This window comes from Geomonas diazotrophica, from assembly GCF_019063885.1.
Classification (GTDB): domain Bacteria; phylum Desulfobacterota; class Desulfuromonadia; order Geobacterales; family Geobacteraceae; genus Geomonas; species Geomonas diazotrophica.
The window spans coordinates 2,641,880-2,663,595 of record NZ_CP077684.1 but is presented as its reverse complement, the minus strand read 5'-3'; the positions used below and the strand labels follow the sequence as shown (position 1 = coordinate 2,663,595).

At 54.1% G+C, this 21,716-nt stretch carries 19 protein-coding genes; all 19 read left to right on the top strand.

Translation table 11 applies throughout. The features are described 5' to 3' along the window. The 19 genes from KP003_RS11600 to KP003_RS11510 all read left to right on the top strand — a co-directional run bounded on the left by KP003_RS11600 (position 1) and on the right by KP003_RS11510 (position 21,644). Positions 1–981, top strand: a complete 981-nt coding sequence (locus KP003_RS11600; protein WP_216497731.1) for a Gfo/Idh/MocA family protein — start codon at positions 1–3, stop codon at positions 979–981. After that, positions 974–1,627 (top strand): acyltransferase, encoded by a 654-nt coding sequence (locus tag KP003_RS11595; protein ID WP_239027518.1) that lies wholly within the window; start codon positions 974–976, stop codon positions 1,625–1,627. The genes KP003_RS11600 and KP003_RS11595 overlap by 8 nt, the downstream gene beginning before the upstream one ends. Further along, a complete protein-coding gene (locus KP003_RS11590; RefSeq protein WP_217299624.1) occupies positions 1,624–2,739 on the top strand; it encodes a DegT/DnrJ/EryC1/StrS family aminotransferase in 1,116 nt (371 codons plus the stop codon). Before KP003_RS11595 ends, KP003_RS11590 begins: the two co-directional genes overlap by 4 nt. Further along, positions 2,736–2,948 (top strand): hypothetical protein, encoded by a 213-nt coding sequence (locus tag KP003_RS11585; protein ID WP_217299623.1) that lies wholly within the window; start codon positions 2,736–2,738, stop codon positions 2,946–2,948. The genes KP003_RS11590 and KP003_RS11585 overlap by 4 nt, the downstream gene beginning before the upstream one ends. Further along, positions 2,949–3,704, top strand: a complete 756-nt coding sequence (locus KP003_RS11580) for a sulfite exporter TauE/SafE family protein (RefSeq protein WP_216497727.1) — start codon at positions 2,949–2,951, stop codon at positions 3,702–3,704. It abuts the gene before it with no gap. Between the two features lie 12 nt (positions 3,705–3,716). Further along, the gene (cysD, locus tag KP003_RS11575; protein ID WP_217299622.1) at positions 3,717–4,523 is read left to right on the top strand and encodes a sulfate adenylyltransferase subunit CysD; all 807 of its coding nucleotides are present in this window, start codon (positions 3,717–3,719) and stop codon (positions 4,521–4,523) included. Further along, positions 4,523–5,737, top strand: a complete 1,215-nt coding sequence (locus KP003_RS11570) for a GTP-binding protein (protein WP_216497725.1) — start codon at positions 4,523–4,525, stop codon at positions 5,735–5,737. Before cysD ends, KP003_RS11570 begins: the two co-directional genes overlap by 1 nt. Next, positions 5,734–7,506, top strand: coding sequence for an alkaline phosphatase family protein (locus tag KP003_RS11565; RefSeq protein ID WP_217299621.1), 1,773 nt, complete (start codon positions 5,734–5,736; stop codon positions 7,504–7,506). Before KP003_RS11570 ends, KP003_RS11565 begins: the two co-directional genes overlap by 4 nt. Continuing rightward, positions 7,503–9,503: a sulfatase family protein gene (locus KP003_RS11560; protein WP_217299620.1), complete on the top strand. Its 2,001-nt coding sequence runs from the start codon at positions 7,503–7,505 to the stop codon at positions 9,501–9,503. The genes KP003_RS11565 and KP003_RS11560 overlap by 4 nt, the downstream gene beginning before the upstream one ends. After that, positions 9,500–10,999 carry a lipopolysaccharide biosynthesis protein gene (locus KP003_RS11555; RefSeq protein WP_217299619.1) on the top strand — a complete coding sequence of 500 codons (1,500 nt, stop codon included), beginning with the start codon at positions 9,500–9,502 and terminating at the stop codon, positions 10,997–10,999. The genes KP003_RS11560 and KP003_RS11555 overlap by 4 nt, the downstream gene beginning before the upstream one ends. A 39-nt stretch (positions 11,000–11,038) precedes the next feature. Then, positions 11,039–11,623 (top strand): acyltransferase, encoded by a 585-nt coding sequence (locus KP003_RS11550; RefSeq protein ID WP_216497721.1) that lies wholly within the window; start codon positions 11,039–11,041, stop codon positions 11,621–11,623. 193 nt (positions 11,624–11,816) lie between these two features. Continuing rightward, entirely contained in the window at positions 11,817–13,292 is a 1,476-nt protein-coding gene (locus KP003_RS11545; RefSeq protein ID WP_236026766.1) for an O-antigen polymerase, read from the top strand. Beyond that, entirely contained in the window at positions 13,289–14,266 is a 978-nt protein-coding gene (locus KP003_RS11540; RefSeq protein ID WP_216497719.1) for a glycosyltransferase family 4 protein, read from the top strand. The genes KP003_RS11545 and KP003_RS11540 overlap by 4 nt, the downstream gene beginning before the upstream one ends. Before the next feature lie 69 nt (positions 14,267–14,335). Further along, complete coding sequence (locus KP003_RS11535; protein ID WP_216497718.1) at positions 14,336–15,595, top strand: glycosyltransferase family 4 protein; 1,260 nt, start codon at positions 14,336–14,338, stop codon at positions 15,593–15,595. A gap of 169 nt (positions 15,596–15,764) precedes the next feature. After that, the gene (locus tag KP003_RS11530; protein WP_216497717.1) at positions 15,765–16,676 is read left to right on the top strand and encodes a branched-chain amino acid transaminase; all 912 of its coding nucleotides are present in this window, start codon (positions 15,765–15,767) and stop codon (positions 16,674–16,676) included. Between the two features lie 37 nt (positions 16,677–16,713). Beyond that, positions 16,714–17,361: a sugar transferase gene (locus KP003_RS11525; RefSeq protein ID WP_216497716.1), complete on the top strand. Its 648-nt coding sequence runs from the start codon at positions 16,714–16,716 to the stop codon at positions 17,359–17,361. Position 17,362: 1 nt separating this feature from the next. Continuing rightward, the gene (locus tag KP003_RS11520; RefSeq protein ID WP_217299618.1) at positions 17,363–18,592 is read left to right on the top strand and encodes a type III PLP-dependent enzyme domain-containing protein; all 1,230 of its coding nucleotides are present in this window, start codon (positions 17,363–17,365) and stop codon (positions 18,590–18,592) included. A gap of 71 nt (positions 18,593–18,663) precedes the next feature. Beyond that, positions 18,664–19,458 carry an aldolase/citrate lyase family protein gene (locus tag KP003_RS11515; protein ID WP_216497714.1) on the top strand — a complete coding sequence of 265 codons (795 nt, stop codon included), beginning with the start codon at positions 18,664–18,666 and terminating at the stop codon, positions 19,456–19,458. 239 nt (positions 19,459–19,697) lie between these two features. Then, complete coding sequence (locus tag KP003_RS11510; protein WP_217299617.1) at positions 19,698–21,644, top strand: polysaccharide biosynthesis protein; 1,947 nt, start codon at positions 19,698–19,700, stop codon at positions 21,642–21,644. The last annotated feature ends 72 nt before the right edge of the window (positions 21,645–21,716 follow it).

Sequence of the window (21,716 nt, the reverse complement as noted above, 5' to 3'; positions counted from 1 at the left end):
ATGCCTAAGAATTTCGCGTTGATCGGGGTGGGCGGTTACATCGCGCCGCGCCACCTCAAGGCTATCAAGGAAACCAACAACAGGCTGGTGGCGGCGCTGGACGTGAACGATTCGGTCGGGATTCTGGACCGGTTTTTTCCAGATGTATCCTTCTTCACGGAATTTGAGCGCTTCGACCGTTATGTTGAGAAGCTGCGGCGCCAGGACCCTTCCAAGCGCATCGAGTACGTCTCCGTCTGCTCGCCCAACTACCTGCACGACGCCCACATCCGTTTCGCTCTGCGCATCGGCGCTAATGCCATCTGCGAAAAGCCCCTGGTGCTCAGCCCCTGGAACCTGGACGCACTGGAGGAGATGGAGGTGGAGAGCGGCAAAAAGGTGAACACCATCCTCCAGCTTAGGGTGCACCCCTCGCTGGTCGCCCTCAAGGAATCGTTGGTCGCAGCGCACCAAGCCCAGCCGGGCCAACCAAAGCACGACGTCATACTCACCTACATCACTTCCCGTGGTCCCTGGTACCACAACTCCTGGAAAGGGAATATCAGTAAGGCTGGGGGGGTAGCGACGAACATCGGCATCCATTTTTTCGATCTTCTGATCTGGCTCTTCGGGGCGGTGCAAAAAAGCGAGGTGCATCATGCCGACGGTCACAGGATCGGCGGCTTCGTGGAACTGGAGCGGGCTCGGGTACGGTGGTTTCTCTCCGTGGACCGCAGCGACCTGCCCCAGGCGGCGACCGAGCAAGGGCTTTCCACCTTCCGCTCCATCACCGTGGACGGCAAGGAGGTTGAGTTCTCGGAAGGGTTCACTGACCTGCACACCGTCGTCTACCAGCGCACCCTGGAAGGGAACGGCTTCGGCCTCAGGGACGCGCGTCCCGCCATCGTGCTCGCCCACGATATCCGGGAGGCCCAGCCGCAGGGGGTTTCCTCCACTTCGCATGACTTCCTGCAGCAGCTCAAGGAGGCTCGGCGTGTCTGATTACTTCGTGCACGAGTCGAGCTTTGTCGACGAACTCTGCGAGATCGGCGCCGGCACCAGGATCTGGCACTTCTGCCACGTGATGAGTGGGGCGAAGATCGGCGAACGCTGCAGCTTCGGCCAGAACTGCGTTGTCTCCTCCGGCGTCGTCATCGGCTCCAACGTCAAGGTGCAGAATAACGTCTCCATCTACGAGGGGACCGTGATCGAGGACGACGTCTTCCTCGGTCCCTCCTGCGTCCTCACTAATGTTACCAACCCGCGCTCGCAGGTGCTCAGGCGCTCACTCTACGAGAAGACCTTGCTCAAGCGGGGCTGCTCCATCGGCGCCAACGCCACGGTGGTCTGCGGCATCGGCATCGGTCGCTACGCCTTCGTCGCGGCCGGGGCCGTGGTGGCGAAGGATGTCCCCGATTACGCCCTCATGGTCGGTGTGCCGGCGCGCCAGAAGGGGTGGATGAGCCGGCACGGGCACCTGCTCACCGCACCAGACGCTTCCGGGATCATGACCTGCCCGGAGAGCGGGCTGCGCTACCAGTTGCAGGGGCAGATGCTACGCTGCCTCGACCTGGACGAGGAGGCCCCGTTGCCGACGGAACTGGCCGTGGGCAAGGAATTCTATGACAACTTCAAGGCGGGGGCATGAACGTGAGCGCCATCGACTTCATCGACCTGAAAACGCAGCAGCAGCGCATCCTGCCCGACCTGGAGCGGCGGATGAAGGAGGTCCTCTGCCACGGCCAGTACATCATGGGACCCGAGGTGGGGGAGCTGGAGGCAAAGCTTGCGGCCTACACAGGCTCGCGCCACGCCATCGCCGTGGCCAGCGGCACCGACGCGCTGCTTATTGCTCTGATGGCGTTGGGAATCGGCCCTGGCGACGAGGTGATCACCTCGCCCTTCACCTTCATCGCCACCGGTGAGATGATAGCACTCCTCGGGGCGACGCCGGTGTTTGTGGATATCGACCCGCGCAGCTACAACATGGACCCCGCCAGAATCGAGGCGGCGCTCACCTCCCGCACCAAGGCCATTTTGCCGGTCAGCCTGTACGGACAGTGCGCCGACTTCGCCGCCATCAACGCCATCGCCGGCAGATATGGCCTCCCTGTCATCGAGGATGGTTGCCAGAGTTTCGGCGCCCTCTACAAGGGCAAAAGGTCCTGCGCCCTCTCCACTATCGGTTGCACCAGCTTCTTCCCTTCCAAGCCGCTGGGATGCTATGGCGACGGTGGGGCCTGCTTCACCGATGACGACGAATTGGCGGCCATGATGCGCCAGGTGCGCGTGCATGGTCAGGACCGCCGCTACCATCACCCGGCGCTGGGTATCAACGGCCGCATCGACACCCTGCAGGCCGCGGTGCTTTTGGCCAAGCTGGAGGTGTTCCCGGACGAAGTGACGGAGCGCGGTCGCGTCGGAGCCAGGTATAACGTGCTTCTGGGGGACTCGGTGGTGACACCGTACCTAGCCCCGGACTGCAGCTCGGTCTACGCACAGTACACCGTGCAGGTCGCAAACCGGGCTCAAGTACAGAAGGCGCTTGCCGACGCAGGGATCCCGACTGCGGTGCACTACCCGGTCCCGCTGCACCTGCAACCGGTCTTCTCCTCTCTGGGACTGGGCAGGCAGAGCTTCCCCGTAGCCGAGGCAGCCGCCGAGCGGGTCATGAGCCTGCCGATGCACCCTTATCTGGGCGAGCCTGACCTGCTGCGCATCACGGAGCAGGTCAGGCTCGCGGTAAAGGAGAGTGTATGAGAGGTGGAGCATTGACCATTTCATTGCTGGCCCTGACGGTTGTGGCTGTTAGCTGCGGTGACGCCCATGCCTACATCGACCCCAATACCGGGGGCTACGTCTTTCAGGTTCTCTTCCCCATAGTCTCCGCCGTCGCCGCTGCCTTCGTTTTCTGCAGGGATGGCGTGGTGAAGCTGTTGCGTAGGATCTTCCGCAGGCCGGAGAAGTAGATGCCAGGGCCCTTCACCGCCAGCGGCCTGCTCCCCTACGCCTGCATCGGCTTTCTGGGGCAGATGGTCGGCTCCAGCATGGGCATGGGGTACGGGGTCACCTCGACCTCTATCCTGCTGGCGATGGGGGTGCCACCGGCCGTTTCCAGCGTGAGCGTGCATTCCTCCGAGGTGGTGAACAGGCTGCTGTCCGGGCTGTCGCACTACCGGTACGGCAACGTGGATCCGGGACTGTTCAAGAAGCTTGCTGCCGGGGGGGTCGCTGGAGCCCTCGCTGGAGCGCTGATCGTCACCTCGCTCCCGGTCAAGGTACTGGTCCCCGGGATCTCCTGCTTCCTGATCCTCATGGGGGTGCGGATACTGCTCATGGGGCTGGGGAAGGCCGCCTCGGTGGCTAAGCCGATTCCGTTGCTCCCCCTCGGGGTGGCCGGCGGGGTGGTGGACGTGATCGGCGGGGGAGGCTGGGGGCCTATGGTCACCGCTACCCTTATGCTCAGGGGGACCGCGGGACGGGTCACGGTTGGATCGGTCAACTTCGCCAAGTTCTTCGTGGCACTGGCCGAATCCGCCTCGCTGTTTCTGCTGCTGCGCTCCCCTGATTGGACAGTGATACTCGGCATGATTGCCGGAGGGGCAGTTGCAGCGCCCATCGCTGCTGCCATGTGCAGCAGGATCTCGCCGCGCATTATGATGCTATTCATAGGCACCCTCATCTGCGCACTCAGCGTGCGGACAATTTTCCGGGCCTTGGCCTGACGGGCGGTTTTTATGGACTACCTCGACGCGTTAGAAAGCAAAAGTATCTGTGTGATCCGCGAAGCCTACCAGAAATTCAAGGGGCGTACCGGCATGCTCTGGTCGGTCGGCAAGGATTCTACGACGCTCCTCTGCCTGGTTCGCAAGGCATTCTTCGGCAAGATCCCCTTCCCGGTGATCCACATCGACACCGGCTACAAGTTCCCGGAGATGTACGAGTTCCGGGATCGGCTGGCCAAGGAGTGGGGGTTCGAGGTCATCGTTGCGCGCAACGAGGAGCAGTTGGCCTGCGGCATGGGCCCCGACAAAGGCGCGAAGCTCGACTGCTGCACCGAGCTGAAGACCAATGCGCTCAAACAGCTGATCGACCGGGAGGGGTTCCAGGCCATCCTCCTCGGCATCCGGCGCGACGAACACGGTATCAGGGCCAAGGAGCGCTATTTTTCCCCCAGGGATTCTCAGTTTCAGTGGGATTACGAGAACCAGCCCGCGGAGCTGTGGGACCAGTACAACTCGTTTTTGAACGACAGCGAGCACTACCGGGTACACCCGATCCTCCACTTCACCGAGTTGGACATCTGGCGCTACATTCGGCGCGAGCAACTCCCCCTCGTCGACCTCTACCTGAGCCGGCAGGGGCACCGCTACCGCAGCATTGGCTGTGTTCCCTGCTGCTCGCCGGTCCATTCGCCCGCCGCCAGCATCGACGAGATCATCGAGGAGCTGCAGCTGACCACGGAATCGGAGCGTGCCGGACGCGCTCAGGACAAGGAGAACCTCTACACCATGCAGAAACTCCGTTCGCTGGGGTACATGTAATGCGCCCCTTCCCGATCGTAATCACCGGACACGTCGATCACGGCAAAAGTACCCTCATCGGCCGGCTCCTTTACGATACCGGAGCGCTGCAGGCGGACCGCCTGGCCGAGATGCGGCAGAGTTCACACGACGCCGGCAAGGCCAGCGAGTTCGCGTTCGTGCTTGACGCCTTCGAGGAGGAGCGCCAGCGCGGCATCACCATTGACACCTCGCAGATCTACTTCACCAGCTCGCAGCGCAACTACGTCATAATCGATGCGCCGGGGCACCGGGAGTTCATCCGCAACATGTTGACCGGAGCGAGCTACGCAGACGCCGCCGTGTTGATGGTGGATGCCGTGGAGGGGATCTGCCCGCAGACCAGGCGGCACGCGAAACTCCTCGCCATGGTGGGCATCAAGGAGATCTGCGTGCTGATCAACAAGCTGGACCAGACCGGCTACGACCGCGAGCGGTACCTTGAGGTGGCGGACCAGGTGCGCGACCTGTTCGCCGAGTTTTCCGGCACCCCCTTTGCCATCATTCCCATCTCGGCCCTGACCGGGGAGAACGTGGCCAGCCGCGCCCTGGAAGGAGGGCTCTCCTGGTACTTCGGCCCCTGCTTCCTCGAGGTTCTGGACGCCATAGACACTCCCCCCATCGAGGAGCGTCCCTTCCGGTTCGCTGTGCAGGACGTCTACCCGCACGAGGAGGGGGCGGTCCTGGTCGGCAAGGTCGATTCCGGCCGTCTCAGCACCGGCGACTGGGTCGCCGTCTGGCCAGAAGGGTGCAGAGCGCGGGTGCGCGGCATCGCCAGGTATCCTGCGCTGGACGTGGGAGCGGCCAGTTACGGGGACGCCGTCGGACTCTTCCTCGATGTCGACCGGGTGCCGCAGCGTGGGGAGATTGTCGCCGGGGAGCCGGCGCCCAGGTCCGTGTCTGATTTCGGCGCCACCATCTTCTGGTTTGCAGACTCCTACGTCTCCGGTCGCCGCGTCGTGGTTCGCTGCGCAACCCAGGCGGTCGCCGGGGTTATCGAGCTGCTCAAGGTGTATGACCCGGCCGCGCCGGATGACGAACTCGACCCGGAGAGCCTCAACATTGGCGAGATGGCACGCTGTCGCATCCGTACCGAGGCACCCCTTGTGATCGACTCCTTCGCCGTGGTCCCGGAGCTTGGACGCTTCGTGATCGAGTGTGACGGCGTACCGGCCGGCGCAGGGATCGTGGCATGACGGGGTGCATCTTCCTGGGAGTCGACGGCATGGACCCGGTTGTCACCGAGCGCATGATGGGGGAGGGGAGCCTGCCCAATTTCGAGCGCCTGGCGCAAATGGGCTCCTACGGCAGGCTCGCCACCGTCGCGCCGCCGCAAAGCCCGGTGGTGTGGGCCACGATTGCTACCGGCAAGGCGCCCAGCGCCCACGGCATCTTCGACTTCATCCACCGCGACCCCGCCACCTATAAACCGTTTCTGTCCCTGCACCGCCAGCACTCCGGTAAGTACGTGAACCCGGTGCAGGGGGAGACCTTCTGGGAGCAGGCGGCCCGGCGAGGGGAGCAGGGTACGCTGCTTAAGTGGCCCATGGGCTTTCCACCGCGCCCCTTTCAGGAAGGGAAACTTCTGGCCGGACTCGGTGTTCCGGACGTGCGCGGCATGCTGGGAAGTTATGCCTGGTACACCACCGAGAAAGGAACGCTCGCGCCCGACAGCAAGGGGCGCATCGTCGAGGTGGCACCACGCGGCGGCAAGATCCAAACCGACATAGCCGGCCCTTTCACCGCTTCACTCATCGGGAGAAAGGCCGCGACGCTGCCGCTGTTCATCGAGTTCGACGAGCGGGAAGCCACGCTTAAAATCGGCAGGAAGGCGGTGACGCTCCAGGTGGGCTCCTGGAGCCCGTGGATCGAGCTTAGCTTTGACGTCGGTTTCTTCCGCAAAGTGACCGGCGTCTGCCGCTTCCTGCTGCAGCAGACCGCCCCCGAGTTCAGGCTCTACCTGACCCCGGTCCAGGTGGACTACGCCAGCGCTGAGTTCCCTATTGCCACCCCCGCGGGGTACGCCACAGAGCTTTCCCAGGCCATCGGTCCGTACGCCACCCTTGGCATCTCCGAGGACACCAACGCGCTCAACGACGGCGTCCTTTCTGACCGCGAGTTCGTCGAGTTGTGCGACGCCGTGATGGCCGAGCGCGAAGCGATGCTCATGCATGAGCTCGCGCGGTTCCGGAACGGCCTTCTTGGCTGTGTCTTCGATACCACCGACCGCATCCAGCACATGTTCTGGCGCCTGCAGGACGGCTCCCATCCGATGTACGATGCGCATGCGGCCGAAAGCTTCGGCGACGTCATCCCCAGGTACTACCGCTGGATGGACCGAATCCTGGGCGAGGTCATGGAGCGGGCGCCCGGGGGGCAACTGCTGGTCTGCTCCGATCACGGTTTCACTACCTTCCGGCGCTCGGTTCATGTGAATGCTTGGCTGATGGAAAAGGGATACCTCACACTGAAGGACGGTGTAGACTCCTGCAGCGGGCTGTTCGAGGGAGTTGACTGGTCGGCCACCAGCGCCTACGCCGTGGGCTTTACCAGCATCTACTTCAACGTCAAGGGACGGGAGAGCCAAGGCATCGTGGATCCTGCGGATCTTCCCGCACTGCAACGAAGGCTGGCAGCTGATCTGTTGACTCTTTCCGACGGAGATGTCAACTGCGTCAAAGGATGCTATGACACCGGGGCCCTTTACGGGAGGATCGATGCCGCCGATGGGCCGGACTTAGTGATAGGCTTCGCCGATGGTTATCGCACCTCTTGGCAGAGTGCCATCGGTGCCTTCGGCGCTGGGCCGGTTTTGGAAAACAACCTGAAAAAGTGGAGTGGTGACCACTGTTGCGACGCCTCCCTGGTCCCGGGGGTCATCTTCGGCAGCAGGAGGGAAAGTGTGGCAGATGTCGCAACCGTGCTGGATGTCGCCCGAGCCATCGGGGGTATCTGCCAAACATGAAAAAGATCTCGATGCATGAGATAAGGCAGAACTCACTGCGTGTCTTCAAATACTGGAGTTGCGCGCTGCTGTTCATTTTGCTGCCGGGCGACTTTCTGTACCGTATCGACTCCTTCCTCGGGGCGTTCACCCTCACTACCATTGCCGTGGACACGTCGCTGCTGGTTCTCATCCTCTCTCTGGCTGCTGTATTCCCGGCCCTCGTAGTCGGTCCATTAAGCACGGTGCTTGGTTTTTTCAACAAGACACTGGGAAAGCTGGTGCTGACGGCCAACAGCCTGGCGGTATGGTTTTTTGTGGATTTGGTCTTTTTCATCTACTTGAACCTTTGGTCGGCCACGGTGGTTCCCGCTGGGCAGAACACTCTGCGGCACGCCATAGTGATAGGCATATTCCTGCTTTTTAACCTTGTTCTTGCAGCCAAGCTGAAGCAGATCCCTTCCATCGTTGACGGGGTTTTTAAGGCAGTCCCGGTATTTGCGGCGGTGTCGGTCCTCGTCCTGGTTGTCAGGTTTACTGCGGTCTCCTTGTTTGCTGGTCCGGCAGCGCCGGTGACAGCGCCTTCCACGCACAAACAGAACATAATTCTCATCACGTTCGACGCCTTGAGCGCATCAGACATGTCACTCTATGGCTACTCAAGAGACACCACCCCTAACATAAACACATTTGCGAGGACTGCCTTCGTTTTTGACCGCATGTTCTCTAATTCCAACCATACCTCTCCGAGCATCTGCAGCATACTCACCAGTAACTACCCTGCACAGCACAAGGTTTACAACAATTTCATGGTGCTGACCGAAGAGGCACGTCGTGACAATCTTTCAGCCATCTTAAAGAAAAATGGTTATACGACGGCGGCGGTGGTGGCGAACCCGGCGGCGCATCCTTGGCACAACAGGACCTATGCCGACTTCAGCTACGTGGCGCCGGTTCCCTATATCTCCAATTACGTCTCCGGCCGGTGCTACAACACTCTCACACCGATACTTTTAAAGCTGGACAGTAACATCAACAACTGGTTCTACAGCATGAAAGGTGTCGTGGTGTACTACGCATTCAAGTACTTCTTGAACTACATAGTCATCGATCCCCCACTTCCTGCCGAGTGGCACGACTTCTTCATGGTTGGCAACAAGGACTGGAATACTCAGGTCATGAACCCGCCCGAAAAGACCTTCGAGGAGGCGTCGAGATTCCTGGACCAAAAGAAGGACGGCCCGTTCTTCCTGTGGATACACGTTTTCACCCCGCATGCACCTTATCTGCCGCCGGAGAAGTTCAAGTACCACTTTCTGGCGCAGAAGCTTTTCGACACGGCGACTTCTCAGTACTCCATCTATGGCAGGTGTTATGACCCCAAAGACCAGCTTAGGATAGACTCCCTCAGAGCACGCTACGATGAACTCATTCTCTACACTGACAACGAATTCGGGCGCTTTATCAAAAAGCTCGAAAAGGACGGCTATCTGGAAAACACCGCTGTCTTCGTCTCTGCCGACCACGGTGAAATATTCGAGAAGGGTGAACAGTCACACGGCGGTGACAGGCTGAACCAACCGCTCATCCACATACCGCTCGTTGTGCGCCTCCCCGGGCAAAAAAACGCCGTCCGCATTGAGCAAAACGTGCAACAGGTTGACTTAGCGCCGACCATCCTCGCTGCAGCCGGGATTCCGGCTACAGCCAATATGCAGGGGAAATCATTTCTGGAACTCCTGAGGGGGGGGCAACGCCAGGAGCAAAGAGTTTTCTCCATGAATCTCGAACAGAACTACCAAAAGGCGGTGGTTAAACTGGGTACCGTCAGTGTGGTTGAAGGGAATTACAAGTACGTGTGTTCCCTGAACACACCGAAGGAGGAACTGTACAACCTCGCCAGAGACCCCGAAGAGAACGACAATCTAGTCAAAAAGGACCCTGCGCGTGCAGCGAAGTTGAAGGCGGTGATCTTCAACGAACTGTTCCAAGGCATGGCACCAAAAGGTTCCCATTGAGCACGCTGAAAAGAAATGTCATAGCCAACTACGCCGGCAAGGCTTGGGCTGCCATAATCAACGTCGCCTTCGTACCTCTGTACATAAATTACATGGGCATAGAGGCTTATGGCCTGGTCGGGATCTTCGCCACGATCCAACCGCTCATGACCATACTGGACCTGGGGCTGAGCCCGTCCATCAACCGCGAGTTGGCCCGTTACTCGGCCTCTCCAGGGCAGGAACAGATGATGCGCAACTCGGTGCGAACGCTTGAGGTCGTGTACTGGGGGCTTGCCGCAGTGCTGTGCGGTGTGGTGCTCCTGCTCTCCCCTGTGGTGGCCGCCAAATGGGTGAATGCTCAGGCGCTTTCCTTCGGGGTGGTGAAGCAGTCAGTGCTCCTCATGGGTCTGTCCATGGTGTTCCAGTGGCCGGTCGGCTTTTACAGCGGCGGGCTGATGGGGCTGCAGCGGCAGGTCCTCTTCAACTACATCAATGCGGCGCTGTGGACGTTACGCGGTGTGGGGGCGCTAGTGGTGGTCATTTTCTCCCCCTCACCCGTCTTGGCCTTCTTCTGGTGGCAGCTCTTTATGAGCATCGTCAATGTTGCAGCGGTGGGTGTCGCCCTCTGGCGCTCCCTACCTGCTACGGGTGCTGCATCAAGGTTCCAGTACGAACTGATCAGATCGGTCTGGCGGTTGGCGATCGGGATGAGCCTCGTATCCGTCGTCATCCTGCTCTTCAATCAGCTGGACAAAATCATTCTCAGCAAACAGATTTCCCTCACCGAGTTCGGTTACTACAGTATCGCCTGGCAGGTGGTGGGAAGTCTCTTTATGCTTTATTACCCCATATATTGCGCTTTTTTCCCGGTGTTAACCCAATTACAAGCCAAAAACGATGTCGCTTCACTAACAGAGGTCTACCACAAGGGTTGCCAATTCATGTCTTTGGCTGTCATGCCCATATCTGCCACGCTGGTATTTTTTTCCAAAGAGATTCTATTCTTGTGGATTAGGGATCCGGTGACCGTGGCACACTGCCATGTCATCATGTCGGTTCTGATAGTTGGCGCAACCTTCAATGGCCTTCTCTACATGCCATATTCTATCATGCAGGCCTTTGGCCGTATGAAGGTGATACTGTACATTTTTATCCCCTTCCTCGTAATCTATGTGCCGCTTCTTATGTTAAGTGCAAAGCATTATGGACTGTTAGGGGCTGCGGCCACCTTCTCTGGGGTGAGCCTTCTACAAGATTTGATCGTCATTACTTTGATACACCGTTGTATCATCCCCGGGGAGAACTTAAACTGGTTCACATACGACTTGTTTTATCCGTTGGTCTCCTCATTTTTGTTGTGCGGTGGACTTAAACTGCTGATCACTTGGCCAATAACCGGTTTGGTAGGGATCGCGACTATAGCTTCCTGTTTCTGTGCGACACTCGCGTTTACAGCGCTGGCGACTCCGATAACCTTCAGGTATCTCAAGCAGTATGTTGTAGCCGATGCGTAAGGTCCGCAGATGTGACTTTCCCAAAAAAGTGAGACCGCAATGCTGATTCTGTGCAAGAACATTTTCAATCTCGTAGCTAAGAAACTCTACTACGCAGTAGGATGGGTTAAGGCCTCAATGTATGGTGTCGAGCTTTCTTCAGCGGCCCGAATCAGTCCCTATGCTGATGTCAAAGAAGCCGCTTTTTTAGGCGACGTTGTTATAGGCAGAGACGTCAGCATAGGTTGCGGCACTTATGTCAATTCTGGCGATATTTCAGCTGCGACAATCGGCAGGTACTGCTCGATAGCCTATAATGTCCTGATCGGCCCTACCGAGCATATACCGGATCACTGGACAACCTCACCTTTTGAGGCGGTTGTTGCTGGATTTACTGCTGCCTCAACAACAAAAATTTCTCCTCGCCCGGTCATTGAGGACAATGTTTGGGTAGGTGCCAATGTAGTAGTCTTGCGCGGGGTAACGATCCATCGTGGGGCCATAATCGCCGCCGGTGCAGTTGTCACCCGCGACGTTCCTTCAAACCAGATATGGGGAGGGGTCCCTGCAAAATTTCTCCGTGACAGGGATGTTCCGCCGCGTCCCTGTACTGCAGAGACACCGGTTCCTGCACGGAAGGAGTAACACCTCAGTTGCAAAGTGTATCAGGCAAGGTGATGCACCGTTCAGCGCCTACTCTATTGGGGTTACCTTACCTACACGATCTTATAGACCTTTCAAACGAGGTAGTGCTTGGTGTCAAACAGGCTGCCCTAGTGACCCAAACTATTGCTTTTGAATATCAAATATTCCATTGGAGTAAAACCTCGCGGTGATTATGACAGACAAAAGTTCCGTTTATCTGCATACGGCTTTTATTTTTTTGCTGATGGCATTTATGTGCATCACTTACTTTGCCAATGATCAACATTGTATCAATAGGCTTACCGCTTTTGTTATCAATTATATTTTAACATCTTCAATATTTTTGATTGTATATCATCGTAAAAACAAAACTGACCTTTTGTCTCCTGTAATAGGTTTTGTCGTTTTGTTGTTCCTATACTCAGTTGCCTCTGCTGTGGACGTTGAAACTAATTTGACTACATACTACGGAGATTATATAAGTGATGACACCCTCACTCAATATTACGCAATCTGCCTGATAGGACTTTCAGGACTGATGTTGGGTATTTTAGCCGTAAAGACGGAAATATCTTCGAAAGTCCATTTGAAACTGCCGTCTAACAGACTAATTAGGCAATGCATAATTGCAATGGGCATCGTTTTGGGGGCTGTCTTTGCCGTTAATCTTACCGATTTTTTTGATTTTTTGCATATCAAATCCTATGGTGAGATGGCCCTTATATCTCGCGTAGAAAAAATGAAAGATAGTACAGCCGGGCTTGTAGAGGTTTTTACTCAAAAAATACCTATCGCATATATTTTATCGTCGGCGACTATACTGATGTTTAAGAGACATTGGCTTCTAAGGCTGGTTGGGTTCACGATAATAGTAGATTACCTCGTGGTAAATACGTTGTCAGGCTGGCGAGGACTAGTTATTAGTGCAGCTGTTACGGTCTTTGCTTATTATCATTACAGGGTGAGAGAGATTAAGCTGAGAACCGGAATAATGATAGGTTCGTTCTTATACTTGTTCATGAATGTTATGTCCATAGTCAGAGTTACTAGCAATCCATTGGAGATGTTATCCGTTTTTTGGGACTACTTTAGTGTATATGGTGCCAAGTTTTTACAGCTGTCATCCTCCGGAGAGCTTATCGTCGGGGAAAATCTTATGAGACTGATCCAGGGGATAAGTGATGGAGAAACTCATTTCAGCTATGGATGGTCGATCATTACCGAACTCATGGTATTCATGCCGAGGATTTTCTTTGATGAAAGACCACTTCCGCTGAATGAACAATTCGTAGAGGTTTTTTACCCCGGCGTTCGCGAAATCGGTGGTGGGTATGGTTTTTTCTTTCTTCAGGAGGGGTATTGGGCGTTTGGCGCCGTAGGAGTGTTTATCTTCATGTTTTGTTATGGCCTTATCACCCAAAAAATATACCAGAAATTTAGAAAGTATTGTAATAATGACCTGGTTCTTCTCTCCTACGGCGGCATCTATTATGCGCTGGTAATTAGTAGTGTCAGAAACGGTATTTTGGGGTCGGTTAAAGCCACCCTTATGAGTCTGATTCCTTTTGTTATTGTTTATGTGGCACTTAAGGTGTTCAGATCTCTTAAGGCCGCTTCCCGTATTAATTCCAAACTTCAGCGAAATGGTATCGAGGAGCCTGTTCATTGAAAGTACTTACAGTGATTCCTGGTAACGGCCAAGGGATGAGTATGGTATTCTCCCGCCGTCAGGTGGACAAGATCGAGGAACTTGGCGCTACCGTCCGCCGCTTTTTCGTTGCTTCCCGCACCTCTTTGTTTGGGCTTTTACGCGACTCTTTTAGGCTGCGCGCTGAGATCAGCACCTTTAAACCCGACATAATTCATGTTCATTATGGCACAATGACTGCCTGGCTGGTTACTCATTCAACGAATTACCCGGTCGTGATCACCTTTCATGGTAGTGATCTCAATCCTGGCCCGGGCAATCAACTTAGAGTTTTTATTGGCCACGTTCTCTCCCAACTTGCCGCACGCAGAGCCAAGGGCATTATCTGTGTCAGCCAGGAACTGTTTGGACGCCTGAGGTTTGGACAAAACCGTGCCGTCGTCGTTCCTATGGGGGTTGATGTTGACTGTTTTCAGCCCGTTTCTCCTTGCGAGGCAAGAAAAGCCCTCGGGTGGACGCATCAAGACCCGGTCCTTCTCTTTAATGCCGGGCTCCACTGCACAGTAAAGCGTTTGGACTTAGCCGAGGCGGCCTACTGGCAGGCCAAAAGGCGGATTCCAAACCTCAGGTTCGAAGTTCTTTGCGGCAATGTAAAGCCTGAAGAGGTTCCCCTATACACAAATGCGGCCGATGCATTAATTGTGACCAGTGATTACGAAGGTAGTCCGACAATCGTTAAAGAAGCCATGGCATGCGGCCTACCCGTGGTCAGTGTGGCTGTTGGTGATGTGGTTGAGCGTCTCCTTGAAGTAGATCCCTCGAGGATTGTTGCCAGAGACCCCCATGCTTTAGGCCAAGCAGTGGCCGATGTTATTTCCCTGGGGAGACGCTCCAACGGCCCTGTTATCGCTAAAAGGGATCTTGCCGAAAGTATCATATCTAAACGTGTTTTAAAGTTTCTCGAGGCTTGCGCACGTTGCGCGGGTGAGGATTGACGACCTTCTTTTTCAACTAGTATTGCTGGTCCTTCCCCAATTTAATGTTACTCCGGGAGATTTGAAACGATGCGTGTTTGGCTCATAACCATAGGCGAACCCGTTCCTACGGACGGCCACGATGAGCGCCTGCTGCGAACGGGAATTCTTGCCCGCCTGTTGTCTCAGAACGGACACGAGGTTGTCTGGTGGTGTTCATCTTTCGATCACACCCGCAAAAAGCAGCGTGCAGTCCATGAAGTATCTACAACCATCTCCGACGGATATCGTTTGATGATGCTTCGTTCAAGAGGATATCGGCGCAACATTTCCCTGGCGCGGTTACTTGATCACCGTGAGCATGCTACACGTTTTGCCGAACTCGCACCAAGGGAGCCAATTCCCGATGTCATTCTCTGCTCCATGCCGACTATTGATTTAAGTCGCGCCGCGGTGAAGTACGCTGTTTCTAGGAAAATTCCAGTGGTACTTGATATCCGTGACTTGTGGCCGGAAATATTCGTAGATTTAGCTCCACGCTGGGCGCGAGGTCTCGCGCGTCTGATTTTGACCCCGCTTTTTAGGGATCTGCGTTGGGCATGTTCTCATGCAACCGCCCTGACCAGCATGACGCCGCAGATCCTACAATGGGGACTCGGGTACGCCAACAGGTCGCGCAGCGAACTCGATCGGGAATTCCCGTTTGGTTATGAGGAACGCAGACCAACTGATGCCGAGTTGAGAGAGGCCAACGAGTTTTGGAAGGAGCACGGGATTGCTGTTGATTCAAAGCAATTTTTCGTGGTGTTTTTCGGTACGATTGGGCGGCAGTTCGATCTCGATACGGTCATCGATGCAGCCCGCAGGCTTGACGGCGGGTCGCGAGCGTTCCACTTCATTTTATGCGGTGCGGGGGATCGTCTTGATTATTATAAAAAAGCCGCCGCTGGACTATCAAATGTGAGTTTCCCCGGTTGGGTTGGTTCAAGTGAAATATGCGCTTTAATGCGCATTGCGCACTTGGGGTTAGCTCCGTATCACAACACAAAAGATTTTTGTGCGTCGATTCCAAACAAGCCTATCGAATACCTTTCTGCCGGTCTACCGGTGTTATCTCCCCTGACCGGGGTTCTGCACGATCTTTTGCTTAGTAATGGTTGTGGCGTTTTCTATTCAGAAGGTGATGTAAATAGCCTTGTAGATGCACTCGAACTGTCCTATGACGATCCAGCACATCTGAAGATAATGGCGAACAATGCCATCAACCTCTTTCAAGAAAGGTTCACCGCAGAAATTGTTTACTCGAATATGAAAAAGTATCTTGAAGAAGTCTCAAATTCTGTCACTTGACCTCTTCGTGACTGAATCCGATTTATTCTATCATGGAATACATAGATGTCGGATCCCGAGTAAAAGGTTACTTAAAGAAGTGTTTCTGTTCATAGGGTAATTAAATCAGCGTTTAAATACATACGGTAAATATAACGACGGTTGTTTAAGTGTAAACGAGGAGAAGAAAATGGAAGATCGCGGTATCTGGTTTAAAGGCAGCATTGTTCCGGTGGCGGACGCTAAAATCAACGTGCTTTCTCCCACCTCACAGTTTGGTTTAAACGTTTTCGAGGGGATTCGTTGTTACTGGAATGAAGAGCAACAGCAACTATACGCCTTCCGCCTACAGGAGCATTTCGACCGTTTGCTTAACTCATGTAAACTCATAGGATTTTCATGCCCGTATGCTCTCGGGCAGTTGCGGGAGTATTTTTTAGAAACGATCCGCTTCAATAGCTATCGACAGGATGTGGCTGTCAGAATGACGCTGTTTATCGATGGCGAGGGGAGCTGGAACTCAGTAGCCCCTGTCGAAATGTTTATCGCTCCTATTGCCAAAAGTAGGACCGACGTTACTAATCTGAAGGGCCTGTCTGCCTGTGTCTCATCTTGGGACCGCATTGGTGACAACTGTCTCCCACCTAGGATCAAAGCCGGGGCTAATTATATAAACGGCCGTTATGGTCATCTCGAAGCGCGGAGGAATGGTTATGATGTGCCGATATTTCTCGCTTCTAACGGAAAGGTTTCGGAGGGCGCGGGCGCCTGTTTGTTTATTGTGAGAAATGGCCAGCTCATCACGCCTTCGCTCACTTCTTCTGTTCTTGAAAGTATCACCCGCAATACAATTTTGGACCTTGCATTAGAAATGAACTTACGCGTGTGCGAGAGGGAGGTCGACAGGACTGAACTATATATTGCAGATGAGGTTTTTCTATGTGGCAGCGCAGCAGAAGTGACTCCAATTACCTCTATTGACCGCGTGCCTGTAGGTCAAGGCTTACCTGGTGAGCTGACGGTAAAAATGTTGGACTTGTATCTTGATGTCGTTAGTAATAAGAGTCCCCAGCATGGTGGATGGTTGACGAAAGTTTATTGATAGCTGCACTCTTACCGCAAGGGAAAGGTTTTAACATATGGCGAAACGCATTCTTGACATAGCACTTGGTCTGACACTACTCATTTTTTTTGCGCCGGTTTTTATTGTGATTGCAGTTCTAATCAAGCTTGACTCGAAGGGGCCTGTTCTCTTTACTCAAGACCGGATTGGCAAAGACGGCGTTATCTTCAAAATGCTCAAGTTCCGATCCATGATCGAACATGCTGATAGATCGCCCATCCCTCACAATGCTACGGATGTTCTAAGAAGCGGTTCGATAGAAAGTCCGGCTGAGCTTTTCAGTTTCTCGGATGATCCTAGAATTACCAAGGTTGGCAGGGTTCTTAGGGTTGCAAGCTTGGATGAACTTCCCCAGATCATTAATGTACTCAATGGCACCATGTCTTTCGTCGGACCCCGTCCTCCTGTTTTCAATGAACTCGGCGATTATAAAGACTTCAATGAGACTCTTAAGAAACGGTTCATGGTGAAACCTGGGATAACTGGGCTTGCCCAGATTTCAGGACGGAACGATCTAAACTGGGATGAAAAAATCATTTTAGACAACATGTATGTCGATAAATACCTGGAAAAAGGAATCTGGCTTGACCTAGTTATTCTATTTAAAACTCCTTATGTCGTATTATTTATGAAAAATACCATCGAAAAGAGAGTGGAGAACTGACATGGCGTGGACCGAGGCCGAGGAACTAAGTAAACAATATGGAGATCCTTTTTTTGTTTATGATGAGGGCAGGTTTATAGATAATTTCAAGAGGATGGACCATGCCTTCAAAGCATTGTATGGCCAAACTCAAATAGCATATTCTTACAAGACTAATTATACCCCTGACATCTGCAAACTTGTCGATCAGCTTGGCGGGTATGCCGAAGTAGTATCGGAGATGGAATATAACCTTGCCTGCAGGCTTGGTGTCTTGCCTGAAAGGATCGTCTATAATGGTCCGTACAAGTCTTTTGATTCTATTCGGGCCGCACTCTTGTCCGGGGCTTTGGTTAATTTGGACTCCATCCGCGACCTGAATATGGCAGTCGCTACCTCGCTTGAGGCGTCAACGCGCGTCATAAATGTTGCAATCAGATGCAATTTCCCCATTGACGATAACTTGCAGTCGCGCTTTGGTTTTGATGTTGGAGGCGAGGAATTTCGACATGCAGTTCAGACTATCAACAACTCACCAAATTTGAGGTTGGCTGGCCTGCACTGCCATTTCCCTAATCGTGACTTGTCTTCGTATGCTGTGAGAGTCGAGCGTATGATTGAATTGTGTCAAAACCTTTTCAGTGAGCCGCCTGACTTTATCAACATAGGCGGTGGATACTTTGGCAACATGCCTGATAAGCTTAAGATGACATACAAGTTCGAACTGCCCAATTTTTCTGATTATGCAAAAGTGATATGTACAAAATTTGCCCGGGCCTTTGAAGGACAAAGCAAAAAGCCTCTGCTTTTTATCGAGCCTGGAACTGCCTTGGTTGCTGATACTTTTAAATTCTATACAAAAATCATCAATATTAAAAATATAAATGGCAGACGTATAGTAAACGTGTCCGGAAGCATCTTTAACATCAGCCCCGTCGCACGTTCGCTCAACTTGCCAGTATCGATACTTAACCGCGATGCTTCTACTGATGTAGGTGAGGCTTCGCAGTTTTTCGATGTCACAGGGTTCACATGCATAGAGAGCGACTACCTTTCCAAGTCAGTTAAAGGCTATGCGGAGGTTGGAGATTTCATTGTCTACGAGAATGTTGGCTCTTACTCGATAGTGATGAAACCTCCGTTTATTTTGCCTAACTGTGCAATTATAAAGAAAGTTGAAGGAGGCGGGTACTCAGTTGTCAGGACTCGAGAAACATCGGATTATATTTTTAAGAACTTTGTGAGCTATTAATGGACTTTATATATATAACCAATGACCCCTTTAGAGCGGGTGCCGCCCAGATGGCGGGAGTTCACAAGGTAATGGTTGATCTGGAAATCAATGGGAAAGATGAAAGACAGGGGCATTTGAATAGTGTGATTTCCCGTCATACTTTGGAGGACGTGACAAAAATACGTAAAGTGCTGAACTCCTCACAATTGATGGTGCGGATAAACCCGCTACACGATGATTCGGCTGGCGAGATAACAAGATGCATTGAACTTGGTGCCGATATCCTCATGCTCCCCATGTTTACAAATGCTGTGGAGGTCGATAAATTTCTCACACTGGTGCGAGGTCGGGTGGAGACGTGCTTGCTGTTAGAAACTGGTCAGGCTCTGGCACGGGTGAACGAAATTGTTAAAGTAAATGGAATACAAAACATCCACATCGGACTTAACGATCTCCATTTATCATTGAAATTAGATTTTATGTTCGAACTTCTTTCCTGCGGGATCGTTGAGTATCTGGCCTCCAGCATAAAGTCCCAAAGCATAAAGTTTGGATTTGGAGGGATAGCGAGAATTGGTCAAGGCGCTCTCGGTTCTGAATTGATTTTATCTGAACACCATAGATTGGGGTCGTCTCAGGTCATTTTGTCTCGGGATTTCAACCTCGTTTATGAAGGCGTATCACCTGAGGTGGGGGCCGGTAGGTTCTGTAAAGAGGTTGACTCATTGAAAAAATACAACAGGACTGTATCGCTGTACACCAATGAACAGTTACTGTCGAATTCACTCGAGTTAAAGAGTACGGTTCATAAGTTGGTGAGTTCTAAATATCTGCAGGACGTTGATGCCCTTGATTCTGCACAAACATGCTCCTTGCCTCTTTAAATAAAGTCCTGGTACCGTGCTCCGTTTTTTGGGGCTTGCAACGGGGCAATTCCCGGCTGGATTGGACTTTACTACCACCTCTTACTGTCTCATACGATTAACGCTGTGACAGTCCGAGTAGGCAACGGAAAATATTACATTAAGGTTTGCTTTTTTTAGGCCAGATGGTATAGTTGCATATGTTAGTTTTAATGTAGACTCTTTAGGTTCATAATGATCTGTCGTGCTGTGGGGGGGACATGTTCCGCACTAGAAGAATCCTTGTGTTTTTCCTCGATGTTGTGCTCATTGCTGGTGCTTTCGTTCTCTCCTTCCTGCTTCGCTTTGACTTTCAAATACCCTCCGAGCAGTTCAATAACCTGCTGCATGGATTGCTGGTAATCCTTTCGGCCAAGCCGATCATGTTCATCGCCTCGGGCATGTACCGCAGCATCTGGCGCTATGCATCGCTGCAGGACGGTTACGAGATCTTCAAGGTGGTGACGCTCTCGTCCGTGATATCCGCGCTCGCTGTGATTTTCATGAAAGGTCCCTTTGGCCTCCCCCGATCCATCTACATCCTGGACTGGTTCCTGCTCTTTTCCATGGTGGCGACCAGCCGGTTGCTCTGGCGCATCTACAGGGAAACCCAGTTGATCCCCAGCCTGCACAAGGGGAGACGGACGCTCATCATCGGTGCGGGTGAGGCCGGGAACCTCCTGCTCAAGGAGATCCGCAAGCAGGTCGACGCCACCTATAACGTGATAGGTTTCGTGGACGACGACCCGGAGAAAAAGGGGATGCGGCTCTCAGGCGTGCGCGTTATCGGCGGGACCGACCGGCTTTGCGCGCTGGTGCGCAAGTACAGCGTCGAGGAGGTCATCTTCGCCATCCCCTCCGGCGGGCCGGAACTGATGCGCCGGGTTATAACCAACTGCGAACGGGCCAAGGCGCGCTTCAAGACCCTGCCGGGGATCACCGACATCATCGACGGCAAGTTTTCCATGAGCCAGATCAAGGACGTGGAGATCGAGGACCTCCTGGGGCGCGACCCGGTGGCCTTGGACCAGACCGCGATCCGCAACTACCTTACCGATAAAAGGGTGCTGGTGACCGGCGCGGCGGGGAGCATCGGCAGCGAGATCTGCCGCCAGGTCGCCCTGTTCAAACCGGCAAAACTGGTGCTGTTCGACCACGCCGAGACCCCGCTCTTTTACATCGAAAAGGAGCTCGCCGCCGCCTTCCCTGACCTGCGCATCATCCCGATGGTGGGTGACGTGAAGAACCAGGATCGGGTCGAGACGGTCTTCGACGAGTTCGGCCCGGAGGTGGTGTTCCATGCCGCGGCCTACAAACACGTGGCCATGATGGAGTACAACCCGGCCGAGGCGGTTCTCAACAACGTGCTGGGGTCGAAGATCGTGGCGGACGCGGCGCACAAGTTCAAGGTGCGCAATTTCGTCATGGTCTCCACGGACAAGGCGGTCAACCCGACCAACGTCATGGGGGCCACCAAGAGGAGCGCCGAAATCTACGTGCAGGCGCTGGCGGCGAAGAGCCAGACCAAGTTCACCACGGTGCGTTTCGGCAATGTCTTGGGGAGTAACGGGAGCGTCATACCCCTGTTCAAGGAGCAGATCCGCAAGGGCGGCCCGGTCACCGTGACAGACAAGGATGTCGTGCGCTACTTCATGACGATTCCGGAGGCGTCTCAGCTGGTCATGCAGGCCGGCTGCATCGGGCACGGGGGAGAGATTTTCGTCCTGGACATGGGAGAGCCGGTCCGCATACTTTCGCTGGCCGAGGAACTGATAAGGCTTTCGGGTTTCATCCCGCATAAGGAGATCGAGATCCAGTTCACCGGCCTCAAGCCCGGGGAGAAGCTCTTCGAGGAGCTTTTGATCGACGGTGAGGGGATCCGGCCTACCAGCCATAAGAAGATCAGGGTCATGGCGCCGGTGGCGACTGATCTGAAGAAGGTCACGGCGGACCTCGAGCAGCTCTTCAACCACGCCAGGGCTCACGACCTGGGAGAGGTGCTGGCCTCGTTACGCAGCATCGTGCCTGAGTTCGTGCCGCGCTACGAGTTCGACGTGGCACCGCCGTTTGCCTTCCAGCGGGTCAGGCCTGACCTGTTCCCGCCCCAAAAACTCACCTTCATCCGAAACCTCCGCGTCGCCGGCACCAGCGAGGGGACGGCTGCCTAAACAAGATCTAGAGAAAAACCCTATTTACAGGGATAAAGGGGATAAAGGGGATAAAACGAAGCACTTCTTAGG